The organism is Rhizobium sp. A22-96 (assembly GCF_053521805.1).
The window spans coordinates 488,678-506,960 of sequence record NZ_JBNWDQ010000005.1 but is presented as its reverse complement, the minus strand read 5'-3'; the positions used below and the strand labels follow the sequence as shown (position 1 = coordinate 506,960).

The window sequence follows — 18,283 nt, the reverse complement described above, 5'->3', positions numbered from 1 at the left end:
TGATGTCTCATGCGATCCTCACCGTCCCCTGACCGGTACCGCCGCCGCAGAGCCATTCTTCAGGGCCGTCGCAAGGTCGGTGAAGGCGTCTTCGGATGGCAGTTCGCCCGGGGTCTGCTTGAGGATGTCGTAGATGATCGGCACCTGGCGGACGGCGATATCGAGATCCGGGTCGCTGCCCTGGCGATAGCCGCCGATCAGGCGCAGATCGCGTGTTTCCTCGTAGCGATGCACCAGCGCTTTCAGCCGCGATGCCAGCTTCTCCTGATCGGGCGTCCATGCCTTGCGAGCCAGACGCGAGACCGAGGCCAGCGGGTCGATCGGCGGATAACGGCCTTCCTCGGCAAGACTGCGCTGCAAGACGATGTGTCCGTCGAGAATGCCGCGCGTGGAATCGGCGATCGGATCGTTATGGTTGTCGCCATCGACCAGAATGGAGATGATGGCGGTAATCGTACCCGTGCCTTCCGGTCCCGGTCCGGCGCGCTCGAGCAGGCGCGGCAGTTCGGTGAAGACCGAGGCTGGATACCCACGGGCGATCGGTGGCTCACCGGAGGCGGTGGCGACTTCGCGAATGGCATGGGCAAAGCGGGTAACGCTGTCGACAATCAGCAGCACATTGTCGCCCTGATCGCGAAAATGTTCGGCAATGGTGATCGCGGAGAGAGGCGCCATCTTGCGCAGCATCGGGCTTTCATCGCTGGTTGCGACAACGGCTACCGACTTCTGCAGATGGCTGCCGAGCGTATCCTCGATGAATTCGCGCACTTCGCGGCCGCGTTCGCCGACGAGCGCGATGACGACCTTGTCGAAGGCATCGGCTCTGGCCAGCATCGACAGGAGCGTCGACTTGCCGACGCCAGAGCCCGCAAAGATGCCGAGGCGCTGACCGAGGCAGAGCGGCGAAAATATATCGATGGCGCGAACGCCAGTTTTAAAGCCGGTTTCGACGCGCTTGCGCGTCATCGAAGGCGGAGCGGTATTGGAGATCGAGCGCGCATCGAGTCCCTTAGTCAGGGGCCCCAGCCCGTCGATCGGCTCGCCGAGCGAGTTGATCGTGCGGCCGCACCAGCTGTTATCGGGAGAAATGCGAAACGCTCCCTTGCGGATGACGGTATCCTGGATACCGATCGGCTCACCCGGCTCGATCGGACAGACATAGGTCAGATCGGGCTCAACCCGGACGACCTCGCCGAGATGCACGCCGGTCGAGGAGCGATGCGCCACGAAATCGCCGAGACGGACCTGCCTGGAAAGGCCGGCGACCGTATAGTGCCCAGCCGCAATGGTGCGCACATGGCCGCCATGGGCAACGGAATTTTCCGCCGTCGCATATTGCGCCGCAAGGACGGCCATATGTGAAAGCTTCGGCGACAATGCAGCCTCCGGCAACTGATCCTCGATCATGATCCGCCCTCGTTACTGGCTGCCGCCGAGGGTCTTGATCGCGTCGGTGAGGGTGCCCTCGCTGCTGCTGGTGAGCGTGCTGATATTGTCGAAGGCGCGGCTGACCTCGATCAGATTGGTCATTTCCCGCATGCCGTTGACATTGGAGTTTTCGAGGTAGCCTTGAGCGACGCCGATATTCGAGCGATCGATGACCGGCTGCGGCGTATCCGTCGGCAGGATGCTGCTGTTTTCGTAGCGCAGGAAGCCCTTGCTGACGTCTGAACTGTAAAGGCCGATCTGGCCCATGCGCTTGCCACCTTGCGAGATGGTGCCGTCCGAGGAAACGGTCGGTGCGCCGCCGCGCGGGTCAAGCTGGATCGGTGCGCCGCCGGGATCAAGCACCGGGAAGCCGCGGACAGAGACCAGCGCACCATTGTCTGTCATGGTGAAACGGCCGTCGCGTGTTACCACCAGGCCAGCCGGCGTGTTGAGGCCGAACCAGGCGTCGCCCTTGACGGCGAAATCGAAGAGATTGCCGGTGTTCTGCAATTCGCCATTGTCGGTCGACAGATAGTCGTTGCCCTGCGAGACGAAGGCCACCTTGGCGTTGAGCTTGTTTTCGGTATTGCTGAGGACTTGGTCGAACTTGACCTCGGTGCCACGGAAGCCCGTAGTGTTCACGTTGGCCAAATTGTCGGCGATTGTCGTCAGACGCCGCTCGAGCGCCATCTGGGACGATAGCGCCACATAGATACCAGACTGCATTTTCAACGCCCTCCGGACATTGGAGAATAACGGGAAAGGAAACGCCGGAGCGCTCCTACATTTCGTTAGCGGGGCATGGATGCCCTTACCCGCTATCCTGCCGGCATTGGCTTGTGCGAAGCTGACAAGGCAAAAGGCGGCCGAACAACCACATCGAACAGCCTCACGCAAGGCAGCTCCCCTAGTTCATCATAGGAAGCAACGTTCAGGTGTGGACCGACGATGAACATTATTATCGGATTTGTAGTGACCTGCGGCTGCATCATAGGCAGCTTCATGGCCATGGGCGGAGACGTAAGCGCTCTGTTCCAGCCCTTCGAATTTGTCATTATCGCAGGCGCCGGTCTCGGCGGCTTCATCATGGCCAATCCGATGAAGATCGTGAAGGACTCAGGCAAGGCACTCCTCGAGGCCTTCCGTCACGCGGTTCCGAAGGAGCGCGAATATCTCGACACGCTCGGCGTGCTCTACGCCCTGATGCGCGATCTGCGCACCAAGTCGCGCAACGAAATCGAAGCCCATATCGACAATCCCGATGAATCGGTGATCTTCAAGGCCGCTCCGACCGTGCTGAAGAACAAGGATCTGACGGCCTTCATCTGCGACTACGTGCGCCTCATCATCATCGGCAATGCCCGCTCGCACGAGATCGAGGCGCTAATGGATGAAGAACTCAACACCATGCAGCACGACAAGATGAAGCCCTATCATGCGATCACGATCATGGGCGATTCCTTCCCGGCCATCGGTATCGTCGCCGCCGTTCTCGGCGTCATCAAGGCCATGAGCCACATCAACGAATCACCCGAAGTGCTCGGTCACCTCATCGGATCGGCACTGGTCGGAACCTTCCTCGGCATCATCCTGTCCTATTCCGTCTGTGCACCGCTGGTGTCGCAGATCAAGATCGTGCGCAACAAGCAACATCGTCTCTACGTCATCGTGAAGCAGACGCTGCTGGCCTACATGAACGGCTCCGTGCCGCAGGTGGCGCTCGAATACGGTCGCAAGACCATCTCCTCCTACGAGCGTCCGTCCATTGACGCCGTCGAGCAGGAAATGATGAACCCCGGCGGTGAAAGCAAGGCAGCCTGAAAACCATGAGCCAGCAATCCGCATCCAAGGCACAGACGATGGACCGCACCCTCTTCGCCAAGCTCACAGGCAATCTTGGCGATCAGGCGCTGCTTGCCAAGATCGGCACGGCGTTCTCCCAGGTCTATGCCGAATTCCTGCCGGATATGATCAAGAACGAGACCGGTCTCGACAGCGGTATCGCCTATGGCGGCTGTCAGTCCGGCCTCATGAAAGACCTGATCGCCGGTCTTGGCGGCAACCACGCCCTGGTCAACGCCTCGCTGCGCAATTGGTCGTCCAAATTCGTGCTCGGCTGCGGCTCCGGTTTCATCATGACGCTGATGGAGCATATGCTGGGGGGACGTGCCGAAGACATGGAAGCTGCCATCGCCCGGCCGCTTTCGGTGATCGAACTCGATCTTTCCGTCATGGTGTTCGAAAAGATCGCCAATGTGCTCCGCTCGGCGGTCAATGCCCAGGGCGGCTTCGAGCCCTATCTCGATCCGCCCTACAATGTCGAAGAGGCAATGGCGCAGATCACCGACGAGAATGACGATTTCGCCGCTGCGATCACGATGACGGTTTCGCTCGGCAAGTCCATTTCCCAGATCGTCATCATCGTGCCGCAACGCGATCTGCTGCGCACCGTCGTCAGCGCACCGCGAGCGAAGAACCCGACAGCCGCCTCGCAGGCATGGTCGGACCAACTCAACGAGCAGGTTCGCCGCTCGCAAGTGACGCTCGAGGCACGCATCCGCCTGCAATCCCTGACGCTCGACACGATTTCCAAGCTTGCGGTCGGCGATACCATTCCCTTCATGGACAATAGCGGCGACGTGCGGGTCGAGGTCAGCGCCAACAGCAAGGACCTCTATATCTGCGAGTTCGGCCGCTCTGGCGAAAATTACACGGTGCGCGTCAAGGACAACGTGAATTCCGACGACGAGCTTCTGCGGCACCTGATGAATTGATCGGTCGGCGGGTGGCTCCCACCCACGGCAGCTTGAGGCAAGTTTCAACTGGAATAGTGATTTCATGGCTACGAAGACGACACAGCAAAGCAACGAGGAATCGCTGGAATTTCCAAACAGCGACGCCGCATTGGACGACGCCATCGATGGTCTGCGCGGCGTCCTGAAGAAGGATAGCGACGGCGGCATGCCGGATTTCGCAGCTGACCAGTTTGGCGCGGAGCCCAGCACCGACCTCTCCACCTTCGGCGATTTCGGCGACGAGGATTCCGGCCCAGCCTTCGCGGACAGCGATTTCGGCGAAGCCTCTCCGGCGCCCGCCGCTCTTGGCAGCGCGCTGGCCGCCAATCTCGACATGATCATGGATATCCCGATCGACGTCCAGATTGTGCTCGGCACCAGCCGCATGCAGGTCTCCGGCCTGATGAACCTGACCGAAGGCGCAATCATAGCGCTCGACAAAAAGATCGGCGAACCGGTCGAAATCACAGTAAACGGCCGCAAGATCGGTCGGGGCGAAATTACCGTTCTGGAACATGACGACACCAGGTTCGGTATCAAGCTCACAGAAATATACAACACGAAGAAAAGCTGAACCCGGCTCATGATGAGCCCAATCCCGGTGAGGGATGGAGACGAAGACCATGATGGACTTTGACGATTTCAGCGGCGCACTCGCCGAGAAACCGTTATCGCAGACTGAAAAAGCGGCCGCCGTCCTTCTCGCCATGGGAAAGCAGGTAGCAGGACGGCTGCTCAAATATTTTACCCAGAATGAATTGCAGATGATCATCGCCTCGGCACAGTCGCTGAGGCTCATTCCGCCGGACGAACTGGCGCAGCTCGTCGCGGAATTCGAGGATCTGTTCACCGAAGGCGCAGGCCTGATGGACAATGCGAAGGCCATCGAGAGCATTCTCGAGGAAGGCCTGACACCGGACGAAGTAGACAGCCTGCTCGGCCGCCGCACCGCCTTCCAGGCTTACGAAACCTCCATCTGGGATCGCCTGGGCGAGGCCGATCCGGTCTTCGTGGCCAAGTTCCTCCTGCGCGAGCATCCGCAGACCATCGCTTATGTGCTGTCGATGATGCCTTCCGCTTTCGGCGCGAAAGTTTTGCTGCAGCTTCCCGAAGCGCAGCGTCCCGACATCATGAACCGCACGGTCAACCTGAAGGACGTCAGCCCGAAGGCAGCGCAGATCATCGAGAACCGCGTTCTCGGCCTGATGGCGGAAATCGATGCGGAGCGCAACGCTTCCGGCTCGACCAAGGTCGCCGACCTGATGAACGAACTCGACAAGCCGGTGGTCGACACCCTGCTCAGCTCGCTCGAAACGATCAACAAGGAATCGGTCGAGAAGGTCCGTCCGAAGATCTTCCTCTTCGACGATCTGATCCGCATGCCGCAGCCAAGCCGCGTCCTGTTGCTCAACGACATCGCCTCGGACATCCTGACCATGGCGCTACGTGGCTCAAGCAACGAGATTCGCGAGATCGTCCTCTCCTCGATCAGCCCGCGTCAGCGCCGCATGATCGAATCGGATCTGCAGATGGGCAATGCCGGCGTCAACCCGCGCGAAATCGCCATCGCGCGGCGGGCCATCGCACAGGAAGCCATCCGTCTTGCCAACTCCGGCCAGATCGAGCTCAAGCCCAAGGAAAATACGCCTGTGGAAGAAGCAGCTTGATCTCACCGCGACTCACTTGAATCGTCTTAGAGTGCTTAGCTTAGGGCCGCGTATGATGCGCGGCCCCTTTCCGTTTGCGAAGGACGACTGCTTTGGCTGGCGAAGACAAAGACAGTAGAACAGAAAGGCCGACGGAGAAAAAACTCCGCGACACCATGGAGAAGGGCAATGTGCCTCACTCCAGGGAGGCAACCATCTTTGCCTCCATGCTCGCGACCGTCATCTATGTCACCTTCTTCCTGCCGGAGCGCATCGGCCGCATGGGAGAAGTGCTGCGCGATCTCTTCGAAAAGCCGGATCAATGGCAGATCGAAACCGGGCCTGACGCGATTTCGCTTTTCACCCGCATAGGCTGGGAAGCCGGTAACCTCGTGATGCCCGCCGTTGTGCTCTTCTTCACCTTCGGCATCGGCGCCTCGATTTTCCAAAACCTGCCGACACCAGTTCTGGAACGAATCAGGCCGCAGTTCTCGCGGATCTCACCCGCATCCGGCTGGAAACGTCTTTTCAGCATGACCGGCCTGGTGGAATTCGGCAAATCGCTTGCGAAGATCGTTCTCGTCAGCATCGTCATGTTCTTCGTGCTGCGTAGCCAGTTCTTTCATTCGATCGATTCGATGGCTTCGGACCCACAAACCATCTTCGTGCGCCTGTCGACGATCGTTCAGCGAATCCTGATCATCGTGCTGCTGGCAACCGCCGTCGTCGGCATCGCCGACATTTTGTGGAGCCGGTATCACTGGTTCGACGAGCTGAAGATGACCAAGCAGGAGGTCAAGGACGAGCTCAAGCAGTCGCAGGGCGACCCGATCGTCAAGTCACGCCAGCGCTCGATCGCACGCGACCGCGCCCGCCGGCGCATGATGAAACAGGTTCCGCGCGCCACCCTCGTCATCGCCAATCCGACACACTTTGCCGTGGCGCTGCGCTACGTGCGGGAGGAAGGCGACGCGCCCGTCGTCGTCGCCAAGGGCCAGGACCTGATTGCGTTGAAGATCAGAGAGATAGCCGAGGCCAACAATATTCCGGTTTTCGAGGATCCGCCCCTCGCGCGCTCCATGTTTGCGCAAGTCTCGGTTGATAGCGTCATACCGTCAGTATTTTACAAGGCCGTCGCCGAGCTCATCCATCGGATCTATGCCGCGCAGTCGAATAGAAAACGGGTACGATAAACCAAATGAAAAAATGCCCCTACTCTGCCGAACGTGAAAAAATCCTCGCGGAAGCCATCAGCCCCGTCGCGAGCGAGCTGCGCCTCCTCGACGCCGCCGATCTGATCTCGTTGCTCCGCTTCGAACGATACGGCAATCTCGCCGACCTCGTAGCCTCGGCAGCCGAACTCTATTTCCTGCCCGGTACTGTCAATTTCGGCCTCGGTGGCGATTACAAGCTCGATTGGGGCGGCCCGGCGGAAGTGACGATCGACCTGGAAATCAAGCCGCCGGGCGTGACCGTTTATGCCAAACTGGCGCTGGCGGAGCATTATGCCGGCATCGAGATCAACCATATCGCCTTCGACAAGGCGTCCACCGATCCCGATGAGAACACGGCGCTTTTCGCGCGTAGCCTGAGGGACGCGCGTTATGTGACGCGCGGCGAAACAGCACGGGTGTTCTGAGCCGTTCAAGACGTCAGAGCATTTCCAGGAAAAGTGCGTAGCGGTTTTCCGTCCGGAATGCGTCAAGAAACAAAAAGATAGAGCGTTTTCGCGATTCGAAGAAAAGCGGAAATGCTCTAGAGATTGACGAAAGCTATCCGCCGAGGCGCTGAAAATCAGCTTATGTAGCCGAAACGGATCGCTTTCGCGATCGCCTGGATGCGATTGACGCTATCGAGCTTGATGGTCGCAGAGCCGAGATAGGCGTTCACAGTGTGGACCGACAATCCCAGCTTCTCGGCGATTTCTTCGCTGATGCGCCCGTCGCCGGCAAGCTGCAGGCAGGCGATTTCACGCTCGCTGAGGGCTTCGGCGTCCTGGGAGCGGCGCTCGTCCAGCGACAACAGCGCCATCATGATCTGGCAGCTGCGACCATGCAGCTCGACGATCATATCGCTCGCCAGATCCATGAATTTTGCGGTGAAGACCACATAGCCGTTGCCAACCGCCCCCAGACGTACGGGAAAGGCGACGCCGGCAAAGGGCAGAAGATGCGGTTTCAGGCGCTGGGTAAAGGCGGCAAAGTCCGGTGTCTCGGCGGTGCTGTCGCTATCCCTGCCATTCCACATAAGCGGAAGCAGCGATTTGTCGATGTGCTCGATCATGGCTTCGCTGTAAGCCTCGACGAAAGCCTTGCCCATAACGGAATTGGCCGACCCCCAATTGTCGAGTTCGCTGACGAGACGCTGCTTGTGCGGCAAGCCGGAGCCATGGAGGCGATAAACCGCGAAATGCTGCGCATCGATCAGCTTCTGCATCGACACCAGCTTCGGGAAGAGATCGGAGCGGCCAGAAATCCGGCCCGAACGGGTTAGCCGCGGTTCCGCCGGCATATCCGTCGTCCTGTCTGGCTGATAGCGCATTCAGTGAGCCTTCAAACGAGATTGTTTCGCACGGCGAAGGCGATTGCCTCCGACCGGGTTTTGGTGGCGGTCTTGCGCATGACGCTGGTGATGTAGTTGTTGATGGTATTGCGCGAGATGCCGAGGATCATGGCAATCTCGTCGCTGGTCTTGCCTTCGGCGATCCAGAACAGGCATTCCAGCTCACGCTCGGTAAGATCGAAATCACGCTCGGACTTGCTTTCGAAGCAGCGGATCGAGCTGGCGAGATAGCCTGACAGCAGGCCGACATCGCGCAGCCGCTCCGGCGAGAGCGTCTCGGATTCGCGGACCAGCAGCAATAGAGAGAAGCGTGTACGGCCGACATTGAAGGTCAAGGCGTAATATCGGCGGCTGATGCCATCAGGCAGCTCGACGTCATCCGGCAAGGAGGCAAGGCTCGGCTGGAACAGCGACATGCATTTTTCCAGCTCGCCGATACGGCCATAGCCGCCCGTCAATTCCGATGCCAGCCGCCTCACGAGATCGAAAGGCCAGTCGGAGGACACGACGAAGTCCAGCCCGCTTTCCTGGATGAGATCGCAGCGCGCCAAGAGGTAGCCGTAGGCACCCGCATAGCTCGTCAGCGAGCGAAGGCCGGCTTGCAGATAGGCCGGGCCGGAAACGGTACCCAGCTGCAGAATGAGCTGCTCGCGCGACATGGCGCCCGTGGACGCGACTGACCGCGCATCCCAATCGCCTTTGCTCGTCTGCGATATCTGCATGTCCATTCTTGCATTTCCTGCCACTGTTGGACGATCATTCGTCAACGAGAGCACTATTCCGTTGAAACCCGGTGCATCACCCTGGAAGGCGGATATCGACCTTCCGCAGGGCATCAGAACCGAATCATTGTCTACCGCGATACAAACACATCCCGGTGAAAGCGGGTGGATGAAATACACCCATCATTGAATTTCATGTGGGCAACCGGATCGGCACAGGCGTTGCGGACACAATCAGCGAACCATGAACTGATTTTTCCCGCGCTCCGGACTCTGCAACACTTCGAACCGGCGATACGCTGAAATCGAAGGCCTGTTCGCGCGAACTGAACAACTGATACGCAAAGGCACTTTACCAGTAAGTCGATTCTTTATGCCCAGCAACGGAATTGCAAGCGAAATTCCATCTTACGAACACGTCAAACTATCCGGCAGCGGCTAACGGGTCACAGTTTTCTCAGTATTGAAGGCAGAAACCACCGGGATAAAACAAAAAGACCGGGATTTCTCCCGGTCCTGTTGATCAGGCTGCCTTGTCGACGGCCCATTTTCTGAGGATCTTTGCGGCGCGTTCCTCGCTGATTTCCACCATCCGCGACAGGCGACGCTCCGGTCCTTCCTTGACCCGACGGTTGAAGGTGCCGCTATCGTCGCCCATCGTCAGCAGATCGTCGGTGCTGTCGAAGCCGAAGTCGGAGCCGAAGCCGTCCATCAGCGCGGCGCCGGGGCCGCCGACGGCGGGAGCGAAGTCGGGCAGCTCTAGGCCGGCCGCCTCAGGCAATGCCGTGCCACCGGCTGCGCCGCCGCCTAGCGAGCGGATCAGCGGACGGAAGCCCATCCAGACGATGAGGAAGGCGACGGCAACGAAGGCCAGCGAGTTGATGATACCGGCCATGTTGCGGCTCAGCATATCGGTGATGCTGAAGCTGGAGGCGGTATCTTCGAGCAGCTGGTTGTCGAGGAAGTCCATCGCATTGACGGTGACGATGTCGCCGCGACCCTGGTCGACACCTGCAGCAGTCGCCACGATCTTCTGCATTTCGGCGATATAGGCATCGATCTTCGCCTGATCGGCACCTTGGCCGAGCATCTGTGCGACGCGGCCCTTGTTGACCACCACGGCGACGGAGAGCTTTTCGATCTTGTAGCTGTTGCGCGTCGTGGCCGTCGTCTTGCTGTTGATTTCGTAGTTGGTCTGCTCTTCGCGCTTGTCGGACTGATCGTTCGACGTCGGCGTATTGCCACCGGATTGCGGAGCGGCCTGCGGAATATTCTGTTCCACGGTCGCTGCGGTATCGGGCTGATTCTGCTGCGACTTCTGCGCTTCCTTCACTGTGCGGACCGAGCGTTCGACCTTCGAATCCGGGTCGTAGGTGGTTTCCTGCACCTGCTGGCTGTCGGTGTTGAGCTGCGCCGTTACGCTCGAGCGGAAATTGTCCATGCCGAGGAAGGGGGCGAGAGCCTTGTTGATGTTCGATTCGACTTCGCTCTGTACATTCTGGACGATGCCGAGATTGCGGGTGAGCACGCCATTGCTGGGGTCGTCACCCGATGCCAGCAGCTGGCCGGTCGAGTCGAGAATGGTAACGTCGTCGACCTCGAGCCCCGGAACGGCCGAGGCAACGAGGTGCCGGATCGCCGATGCCGATTTGCGGGCTGCCTCGGAACTGGCACGGATCATCACGGAAGCCGTCGGCTTCTGATCCGCCTTACGGAAATTGCCGGTATCCTGCATGACGATATGGACGCGCGCGGCGCTGATGCCTGCAATGGAGGTGATGGTACGGCCGATTTCGCCCTCAAGGGCGCGAACGCGGGTGACTTCCTGCATGAAGGAGGTGAGGCCGAGCGAACCGACATTGTCGAACAGCTCGTAACCGGCATTGCCGCTATTGGGCAGGCCACGCTCGGCAAGCAGTGCGCGAGCCTTGCCGGTCATGCCTGCCGGAACAGTCAGGCTGGTGCCATCCGTGCCGACCTGGAAATTGATCTTGGCTTCTGCAAGCGCGATGCTGATCTGGTTGAGATCCGTCGCATCCAGGCCGACATAGAGCGTCTCCTGGGAAGGCTTATTGACGTAAAGGGCTGCAAACAGGATCAGGACCATGGACACAGCGCCCACGCCACCCAGGATCAGCAGCCGCGTTCTCCCGAGATTCTGGATGTTCCGGAACAATGGAACTAATTGATTTAACAGATTCATTCTGTTCTCGCACGATTCGTCAAAGACCTGATGGCTTTGTGTCCTGCAGCGAAAATAGAAATCGAAACTTGTGCGAGCGTTTCGTCCGGCCAGGAAAAGGGGAAAAAGCCGGGGAGAAGTGGTTAAAATTATATAAGAAAAACAATATACATGTTGAGCGTTCGACTAGAAGAAGTCGAAATCGCCAGCGGCTTTCGCCATGGGCTGCGAGTGGGCATGCAAGGTGCCTCCGCCGAGTGCCTTTTGCATCTCCGTCAGCTTGACGAGGCTCAATGCGGTCGCAAGATCGACCGTCCATCCGTCCGGCATGGCGCCGGCAATGGTATCGATGAATTCGGCAATGCCGCGCGTCTTCTGGACGGCAAGGTCGATGCCCTGAATGACTTTCACCGCATCGGGCGATTCCAGCACATGCGCACCGCCGACATCGAGCAGCTGCGGCTCGATGCGCTCGATCAGATAGGCCACGTCATGCAGTTCGGAGACGATACGCAAAAGGATGGCCGGGAGGGTTTCCTCGATGGCGGTCATTTCGGCGCGCTGGAAGGCAGTCATGCAGTAGCCTCGCTGATCAGAAAAATTCGATCGTGTTGTCGACCGGCTTTGGAGCGACGACCGGACGCTGTTCCAGCGCCACGGTCTTCTGTGTCTCCGCGCCGGTGAGCGGATATTGCCTGGCGCGTCCGGAGATCGGCCAATATTCAATCTTGCGCCCATGTTCGCCGCCCGTGCTCGAGCTGACGACCGGGATGCCTTCATCCCTGAGGAACTGCATGGCGAAAGCGGCATTCTGCTCGCCGACATTGGAGAAGGTCGCAATCGTCTTGGCGCCGCCGAAGACCTTTGCCTCCAGCCGATCGCGCCGCGCACCCTTCTTCAAAAGGCCGTTGATCAGAAGCTCCATCAGGTGCACGCCGTAGCGCGTCGCATCACCACCGCTCATCGGCGAGCTTGCCATTCCCGGGAGGAGGAAATGGTTCATGCCACCGACGCCGGCGATCGGATCGCGCAGGCAGGCCGCCACGCAGGAGCCGAGAATGGTTGCCAGCACCACGTCCGGGTCGCTGACAACCTTGTACTCGCCCTGAATGATGTGCATGCGACGGGCTGCACCCTCGACAATCATTTCAGTGCTCCGAACACGGCCTCGATGGCTGCCTTCATCTTTTCCATGGTGAATGGCTTGGCCAGGACGTTGTTGGCGCCGAGCTGGGCCGCTTTCTGGACCAGGGCACGGTCGCCCTGTGCCGTCAGGATGATGAAGGCCGCCTTCTTGGTTGCCGGATTGGTGCGGACGGCCTGCAGCAGCCCGAGCCCATCCATCTTCGGCATGTTGAAATCCGAGATGACCAGATGATGCGGCTGCTGCTGCATGATCTTCATGCCCTGCTCGCCGTCGCCGGCGGAGGTGATCTGCTTGAAGCCGAGCTGCGTCAGCGCATCACTCAACAAGAGACGGCTGGTGACCTGATCATCAACGATCAGAACTTTGATTTTCTCCGCTAGAGACATTATTCGCTCCCTTCCTTTCGGGCGGCTGTAATTTTCAAGATTTCCTCGCCAATGGCGTTCAGCGGAAACTGTTGTTCGACGGCACCAAGCTCATGGGCGACCCTCGGCATGCCGTAGACCACGCAGGTCTTTTCATTCTGGCCGATGGTGCGCGCACCGGCGTGGCGCATCTTGAGGAGACCGGCAGCGCCATCGCGGCCCATGCCGGTCAGGATCACGCCGACGGCGTTGCGGCCAGCCAGTTCGGCGACCGAATCGAAAAGCACGTCGACCGATGGCCGATGACCGTTCACCGGCCCTCCATCCGCCAGACGACACTGGGGCGCCGATGGGTTGACAACCCGCAGGTGCCTGTCGCCACCGGGCGCCAGATAGATCTTGCCGATTGCCAGCCGCGCCCCGTCTGTCGCCTCTTCTACGACAGGCGCACAAAGGCGGTTCAACCGCTCGGCAAAACTCCGGGTAAAGCTCGGAGGCATATGCTGGGTAATGACCGTGGGCGGGCAGTTGGCGGGAAACTTCTGCAATACGGTGATCAAGGCCTCGACGCCGCCGGTGGATGAGCCGATGGCGACGATCTTGCGGCCGACACGAAAATCGGCGACGGCGGGCGGCGGTGCGCGCTGGGCGGCAGGCTTGACGAATTGCCGTTGCGAACGAGCGGCCGCCTTGACCTTCTCGGCCAGGTCGCCGAATGGGTGCGGTTCGCCCGGAGAGGGTTTCCCCACACAATCGAAGGCGCCGATTTCCAGGGCTGCGAGCGTCGCATCGGCGCCGCGATGCGTCATGGTGGAGACCATGATGACCGGCATGGGCCTGAGCGTCATGATCTTTTCAAGAAACTCGAGGCCGTTCATGTTCGGCATCTCGATATCGAGGGTAACGACATCGGGATTGAGCGCCTTGATGGCGGCTCGCGCTTCAAGCGCGTCGCCGGCCTGGCCGATGACATCAACCTCGGGATCTGAACGCAATACGGCTGTGATCAGGCCACGCATGGTCGGGGAATCATCGACCACGAGAACACGGGCGGCAGCGCTCATGATTTCCTCCCCGCGTTCTTGCCGAGATAGCGATAGGTGGTGATGCCTATGTTGTCGAAGAGGTGCTTGGCGTCGCCGGCAACGCGCTCAGAGTGGCCGATATAGAGGTGGCCGTGGTCCTGGAGCTGGCCGGCAAAACGACCCCAAATCTTCGTCTGCGTCGGCTCGTCGAAATAGATGACGACGTTGCGGCAGAAGATGACGTCGAACGCGCCCTTGAAGGGCCATTGCGCCAGCAGGTTCAATTCGTTGAAGGTGATCAGCCGCTTGACGCGATCGTCGATCTGGAACTTGCGACGCCCCTGAACATCGACCTCCTGGAACCATTGCTTGCGCATGGCAGGCGAGATCGTCTCGAGTGCCGCCTCATCATAGGCGCCGGCGCGAGCAAGACCGAGGATCTTCGGGTCGATATCCGTCGCCAGGATCCTGAAATCGAACTCCGCCGCATTCGGCATCAGCGCCAGTACGGTGAGCGCGATCGAATAAGGCTCCTGCCCATCGGAACAGGCAGCCGACCAGATACGCACCCGGCCACCGGCCTTGGCGCGCGCCAGAAGACCCGGCAGCACCTCGTCGCGCAGATGATCGAAATGATGGTTCTCGCGAAAGAAGCGTGTGAAATTGGTCGTTAGATGCGACAGCATCTCGCGGCGCGCAGCACTTCCGGCCGGAGAGGACACCAGCGTGCAGTAATCGCGGAAGCCGCGCAGGCCCAGCGCGCGGATGTGCTTCGACAGCCGCGAATAGACCAGCGACGCCTTGCTTTCATTGAGGGAAATGCCCGCATCCGCATAGATCATGGCAGCGATCTCGGCGAGGTCGCGCCGGGTCAGCGGATATTCGCCGCTGGCCAGGACCTCGTCCGGCGATGCCTTGAGATCTATCGCTCCCATCACAGTCATGCAGCTTCGCTTTCGTTTTCAGGGAACAGAGCTTCCAGTTCGATCAGGCAGATCATGCGCCGGTCGATCGCGACGATGCCGCGCGCGAACTGCCGTTCATGGTCGGAAGAGATTTCCGGCGTCGGCTGGATGTGGTCGGTCGCGATCGTCAATATGTCCGATACTGCGTCGACCAGAAGACCGACGACCTTGCGCTTGACCTGCGCGACGATGATCACATGCCGCGCCGTCAGCTCCGCACGCTTCATGCCGAGCCGCGCCGAGAGATCGATGATCGGCAGCACGGCGCCACGCAGATTGATGACGCCGAGCATGTAGGACGGCGCATGCGGCATGGCGGTTGCCGGCGTCCAACCACGGATTTCGCGAACCGACATGACGTCGATGCAAAATTCCTGGTCGCCGATCCGGAAGGCGATCAGCTCGCGTGCTTCCTGGGTCAGGTTCTTGACGGCAACGGACATGGCTTACCCCACCGCCGCGTAGGACATTTCGGCCTTCAGCGACTGCCCACGGGAAGCACCGACCACCGCATCGACATCGAGGATGAGCGCGACACGGCCATCGCCGAGGATGGTGGCGGCCGCAATGCCGGGCACATGTGTGTAGTTCGCTTCGAGGCTCTTGATGACGACCTGGCGCTGGCCCTGAATGGCATCGACCATCAGCGCGCGCTGACCGCCCCCTTCCGATTCCACCAGCAATGCAACGCCCTCAACGGGGTTGGCCTGCGTGGCGCGGAAGTTCAGGATACGGCCGACATCGACCAGCGGGCAGAAGCTGTTGCGGATCGAGATCAGGCGATGGTTCGCGCCGAAAGAATGGATGGCGGAGGCCTCCGGCTGCAGCGTCTCGACGATCGCCGTCAGCGGCACGACCAGGGTCTGGCCGGCAACCGTCACCACCATGCCGTCGAGAACGGCTAGCGTCAGCGGCAGGCTCATGGTGAAGACCGAGCCCTGCCCCGGCTTGGAGCTGATATTGATGCGGCCGCCGAGCGCCTGGATCGAGCGCTTGACCACGTCCATGCCGACGCCGCGGCCGGAAATGTCGGAAATCTTGTCGGCGGTCGAGAAGCCCGGCAGGAAGATCAGGTTGTCGATTTCCTCATCCGAGAGATTGGCGTCCGCAGCGATCAGGTCGTTGTCGATGGCCTTCTGGCGCACTCGCTCGCGGTTGATGCCGGCGCCGTCGTCTGCGAGTTCGATCAGGATGCGGCCGGAACGGTGCTTGGCCGTCAGGCGAACGGTGCCCTCGGGGTTCTTGCCGAGCGTCGCGCGCTTTTCCGGGCTCTCGATGCCGTGGTCGACGGCATTGCGGATCATGTGGGTCAGCGGTTCGGCGAGCTTGTCGATGACGGTCTTGTCGACTTCGGTATTTTCGCCCTCGGTGATCAGGCGGATCGACTTGCCGGTCATATCGGCGATTTCGCGGACGATACGCGACATGCGCTGGAACACCGGCTTTACCGGCTGGGCGCGGATCGCCATGACGCTGTCCTGGATCTCGCGGGTGAGCTGTTGCAGCTCTTCGAGGCCCATGTTGATCGAAGACGCACCATTATTGTCGTTCTCGACGACGCTCTGCGACAGCATCGCCTGGTTGATGACGAGTTCGCCGACCAGATTGATCAGGCGGTCGACGCGGTCGAGATCAACGCGGATGGTCTGACCGACGCCGGCAGCGGCGGCGTTGTTCTGCGCGGCAGCGGCACTGGCGGCGGCGGAAGCGGCCAGGGCTGCTTCCTTCTTTTCAACACGGGCGGCAACGGCGGCAAGCTGGGTGACATTGCTCGCAGTTTCAGCAGCGGCGATGGCAGCAGCGGTGTCGCTCTTGGCTGGCGAGGCTTCCTCGATCGCTGCGGCCGCGGGCTCGCTGCTCTCTTCGTCTAGAATGGAGAGATCGAAGGGCACGGGAACCATCGGCAGTTCCTCGTCGTCGGAAGAGCTGCCACCGGCTGCGACCGGGCGCACATCGAGCTCGCAATCCCATTCGGCGAATTCGAAGATGGTGCGAATGGCGTCTTCGCCCTTGTCCGTCTTGATCGAGATCGTCCAGCTGAAATAAGCGCCTTCCGGATCGAGTTCGGTGAGACCCGGCAGCGCATCCACGTCGCAATGGACGCTCATCTCGCCCAGCCGCGCCAGATCGCGCAGCAGCAGCGTGGCGTCGTTGCCCTTGGCGTAGAGATCGGAGCGCGGCTTGAAGCTGACCTCGTATTCCGGCATTCCGGCGGCGGGCTCTTCATCGAGACCGAAATCATCGTCGAAGCTGAAGGGGATCGGCTGGAAACCGCTCTCATCGGTCGGCGCGGGTGCGGCTGCCTTCGGAGCGGCCTCGACTGCAACTGCTACGGCGGCTGACGGCGCCGGCAGCCCGTTTGCCAAGGCTTCCAGCTCCTTCACCAGCCCGCGGCTGCGAGCCTGATCGACACTGCCGCCGTCACGGGCGGCATTGGTCAGGTCGGCCAGAACGTCGGCGGCCTTGAGCATGACCTTCAGGACGTCCTGGGTCGGCTCCAGCTTGTTGGATCGAACGCAATCAAGCGTGGTCTCGAAGACGTGGGCAAACGAGACCAGGTCATCCAGACCGAAGGCCCCTGCCCCACCCTTGATGGAATGAACGGCGCGGAAGACGGCATTGACGGTTTCCGGATCGCGGTCGCCATCATTCATTTTCAGGAGACCGGATTCCAGTTCGGCGAGCTGCTCTTCGCACTCCTGGAAGAAAATCTCTTTGATTTCGTTCATATCCATGAGGGGCGGATCCTGGTTAGGCGGTTACACGCTCGATGGCATCGATCAGCTTGGCAGGGTCGAACGGCTTGACGATCCAGCCGGTCGCACCGGCCTGGCGGGCACGGTTCTTCTTTTCAGCGTCGCTCTCGGTCGTCAGCACGAGGATCGGGACGGCGCGATATCTGTCGTTGCGGCGCACGCCCTCGATGAAGCCGAAGCCATCGAGGCGCGGCATGTTGATATCGGTGACGATGACGTCCGGGTTGGCTTCTTCCAGAATTTCCAGGCCCTCGACGCCATCTTCTGCCTGAATGGTCTCGAAACCGGCATTGTTGAGCGTCACGAGAAGCATGTTTCGAATGGTCCGTGAATCATCCACGGTCAGCACTTTTTTCTTCATTGCCGGATCTCCTTGGCAAGCAGATGGGAGATATCGACCCCGATCACCTGCATCGTTTTTTGAAATGCATCCGACACCTTGGAAAAGGTGAAGGACAGCTTGTCCTCATCCCAAGTCTTGGCGGCCGCCATGATGACCTGCACGCACAAGGCCCCAATCCTTTCGACGCCGGATGCATCGATCGCGACATTGCTGCCGCGCAACCCCATCAACTTGCCCCGGAGCGTCGAGGCCTCGTTGAGGTCCAGCACCGCAGCCAGACTGATTGTCTTTTCGCCCTTCCTGCTCGGCATCGCTTCATTCCTTGTTGTCTGAAATCAGGCCCACCG

20 protein-coding genes are annotated in these 18,283 nt (G+C 60.2%); 6 read left to right on the top strand and 14 right to left on the bottom strand.

Annotation, left to right across the window (positions count from 1 at the left end; translation table 11 throughout):
- Positions 1-18: 18 nt before the first annotated feature.
- Entirely contained in the window at positions 19-1,407 is a 1,389-nt protein-coding gene (gene fliI, locus ACQZ6F_RS24000; RefSeq protein WP_449094338.1) for a flagellar protein export ATPase FliI, read from the bottom strand.
- A gap of 12 nt (positions 1,408-1,419) precedes the next feature.
- Positions 1,420-2,154 carry a flagellar basal-body rod protein FlgF gene (flgF, locus tag ACQZ6F_RS23995; RefSeq protein ID WP_068397204.1) on the bottom strand — a complete coding sequence of 245 codons (735 nt, stop codon included), beginning with the start codon at positions 2,152-2,154 and terminating at the stop codon, positions 1,420-1,422.
- 222 nt (positions 2,155-2,376) lie between these two features.
- On the opposite strand from flgF, the gene motA reads away from it, so the two are divergent.
- The 6 genes from motA to ACQZ6F_RS23965 all read left to right on the top strand — a co-directional run bounded on the left by motA (position 2,377) and on the right by ACQZ6F_RS23965 (position 7,508).
- Positions 2,377-3,249, top strand: a complete 873-nt coding sequence (gene motA, locus ACQZ6F_RS23990; RefSeq protein WP_449094337.1) for a flagellar motor stator protein MotA — start codon at positions 2,377-2,379, stop codon at positions 3,247-3,249.
- A gap of 5 nt (positions 3,250-3,254) precedes the next feature.
- Positions 3,255-4,202: a FliM/FliN family flagellar motor switch protein gene (locus ACQZ6F_RS23985; RefSeq protein WP_068397209.1), complete on the top strand. Its 948-nt coding sequence runs from the start codon at positions 3,255-3,257 to the stop codon at positions 4,200-4,202.
- Positions 4,203-4,266: 64 nt separating this feature from the next.
- Complete coding sequence (gene fliN / locus ACQZ6F_RS23980) at positions 4,267-4,797, top strand: flagellar motor switch protein FliN (protein ID WP_077468683.1); 531 nt, start codon at positions 4,267-4,269, stop codon at positions 4,795-4,797.
- 49 nt (positions 4,798-4,846) lie between these two features.
- Positions 4,847-5,890: a flagellar motor switch protein FliG gene (fliG, locus tag ACQZ6F_RS23975; protein ID WP_077468682.1), complete on the top strand. Its 1,044-nt coding sequence runs from the start codon at positions 4,847-4,849 to the stop codon at positions 5,888-5,890.
- 92 nt (positions 5,891-5,982) lie between these two features.
- A complete protein-coding gene (gene flhB / locus ACQZ6F_RS23970) occupies positions 5,983-7,062 on the top strand; it encodes a flagellar biosynthesis protein FlhB (protein ID WP_068397215.1) in 1,080 nt (359 codons plus the stop codon).
- A gap of 5 nt (positions 7,063-7,067) precedes the next feature.
- Positions 7,068-7,508 carry a hypothetical protein gene (locus ACQZ6F_RS23965; protein WP_068397223.1) on the top strand — a complete coding sequence of 147 codons (441 nt, stop codon included), beginning with the start codon at positions 7,068-7,070 and terminating at the stop codon, positions 7,506-7,508.
- 155 nt (positions 7,509-7,663) lie between these two features.
- On the opposite strand, the gene visR is transcribed toward ACQZ6F_RS23965, so the two are convergent.
- From visR to ACQZ6F_RS23905, 12 genes are all read right to left on the bottom strand, one after another.
- Positions 7,664-8,410 carry a transcriptional regulator VisR gene (gene visR / locus ACQZ6F_RS23960; protein WP_068397226.1) on the bottom strand — a complete coding sequence of 249 codons (747 nt, stop codon included), beginning with the start codon at positions 8,408-8,410 and terminating at the stop codon, positions 7,664-7,666.
- Positions 8,411-8,421: 11 nt separating this feature from the next.
- On the bottom strand, positions 8,422-9,159 hold the full coding sequence (visN, locus tag ACQZ6F_RS23955) for a transcriptional regulator VisN (RefSeq protein ID WP_077468681.1): 738 nt from the start codon (positions 9,157-9,159) through the stop codon (positions 8,422-8,424).
- A gap of 517 nt (positions 9,160-9,676) precedes the next feature.
- The gene (gene fliF / locus ACQZ6F_RS23950; RefSeq protein ID WP_077468680.1) at positions 9,677-11,356 is read right to left on the bottom strand and encodes a flagellar basal-body MS-ring/collar protein FliF; all 1,680 of its coding nucleotides are present in this window, start codon (positions 11,354-11,356) and stop codon (positions 9,677-9,679) included.
- A gap of 165 nt (positions 11,357-11,521) precedes the next feature.
- Complete coding sequence (gene cheT, locus ACQZ6F_RS23945) at positions 11,522-11,911, bottom strand: chemotaxis protein CheT (RefSeq protein WP_077468679.1); 390 nt, start codon at positions 11,909-11,911, stop codon at positions 11,522-11,524.
- Between the two features lie 16 nt (positions 11,912-11,927).
- Complete coding sequence (gene cheD, locus ACQZ6F_RS23940) at positions 11,928-12,482, bottom strand: chemoreceptor glutamine deamidase CheD (protein ID WP_068397236.1); 555 nt, start codon at positions 12,480-12,482, stop codon at positions 11,928-11,930.
- Positions 12,479-12,868 carry a response regulator gene (locus ACQZ6F_RS23935; RefSeq protein WP_034488643.1) on the bottom strand — a complete coding sequence of 130 codons (390 nt, stop codon included), beginning with the start codon at positions 12,866-12,868 and terminating at the stop codon, positions 12,479-12,481. Before ACQZ6F_RS23935 ends, cheD begins: the two co-directional genes overlap by 4 nt.
- Positions 12,868-13,911: a protein-glutamate O-methylesterase CheB gene (cheB, locus tag ACQZ6F_RS23930; protein ID WP_077468678.1), complete on the bottom strand. Its 1,044-nt coding sequence runs from the start codon at positions 13,909-13,911 to the stop codon at positions 12,868-12,870. Before cheB ends, ACQZ6F_RS23935 begins: the two co-directional genes overlap by 1 nt.
- Positions 13,908-14,816 carry a protein-glutamate O-methyltransferase gene (locus tag ACQZ6F_RS23925; protein WP_449094336.1) on the bottom strand — a complete coding sequence of 303 codons (909 nt, stop codon included), beginning with the start codon at positions 14,814-14,816 and terminating at the stop codon, positions 13,908-13,910. Before ACQZ6F_RS23925 ends, cheB begins: the two co-directional genes overlap by 4 nt.
- Positions 14,813-15,280, bottom strand: a complete 468-nt coding sequence (locus tag ACQZ6F_RS23920; protein ID WP_077468677.1) for a chemotaxis protein CheW — start codon at positions 15,278-15,280, stop codon at positions 14,813-14,815. Before ACQZ6F_RS23920 ends, ACQZ6F_RS23925 begins: the two co-directional genes overlap by 4 nt.
- 3 nt (positions 15,281-15,283) lie before the next feature.
- On the bottom strand, positions 15,284-17,572 hold the full coding sequence (locus tag ACQZ6F_RS23915) for a chemotaxis protein CheA (protein WP_449094335.1): 2,289 nt from the start codon (positions 17,570-17,572) through the stop codon (positions 15,284-15,286).
- Positions 17,573-17,588: 16 nt separating this feature from the next.
- Entirely contained in the window at positions 17,589-17,954 is a 366-nt protein-coding gene (gene cheY1, locus ACQZ6F_RS23910; protein ID WP_004128526.1) for a chemotaxis response regulator CheY1, read from the bottom strand.
- Positions 17,951-18,247: an STAS domain-containing protein gene (locus tag ACQZ6F_RS23905; protein ID WP_068397249.1), complete on the bottom strand. Its 297-nt coding sequence runs from the start codon at positions 18,245-18,247 to the stop codon at positions 17,951-17,953. The genes cheY1 and ACQZ6F_RS23905 overlap by 4 nt, the downstream gene beginning before the upstream one ends.
- Positions 18,248-18,283: the final 36 nt, after the last annotated feature.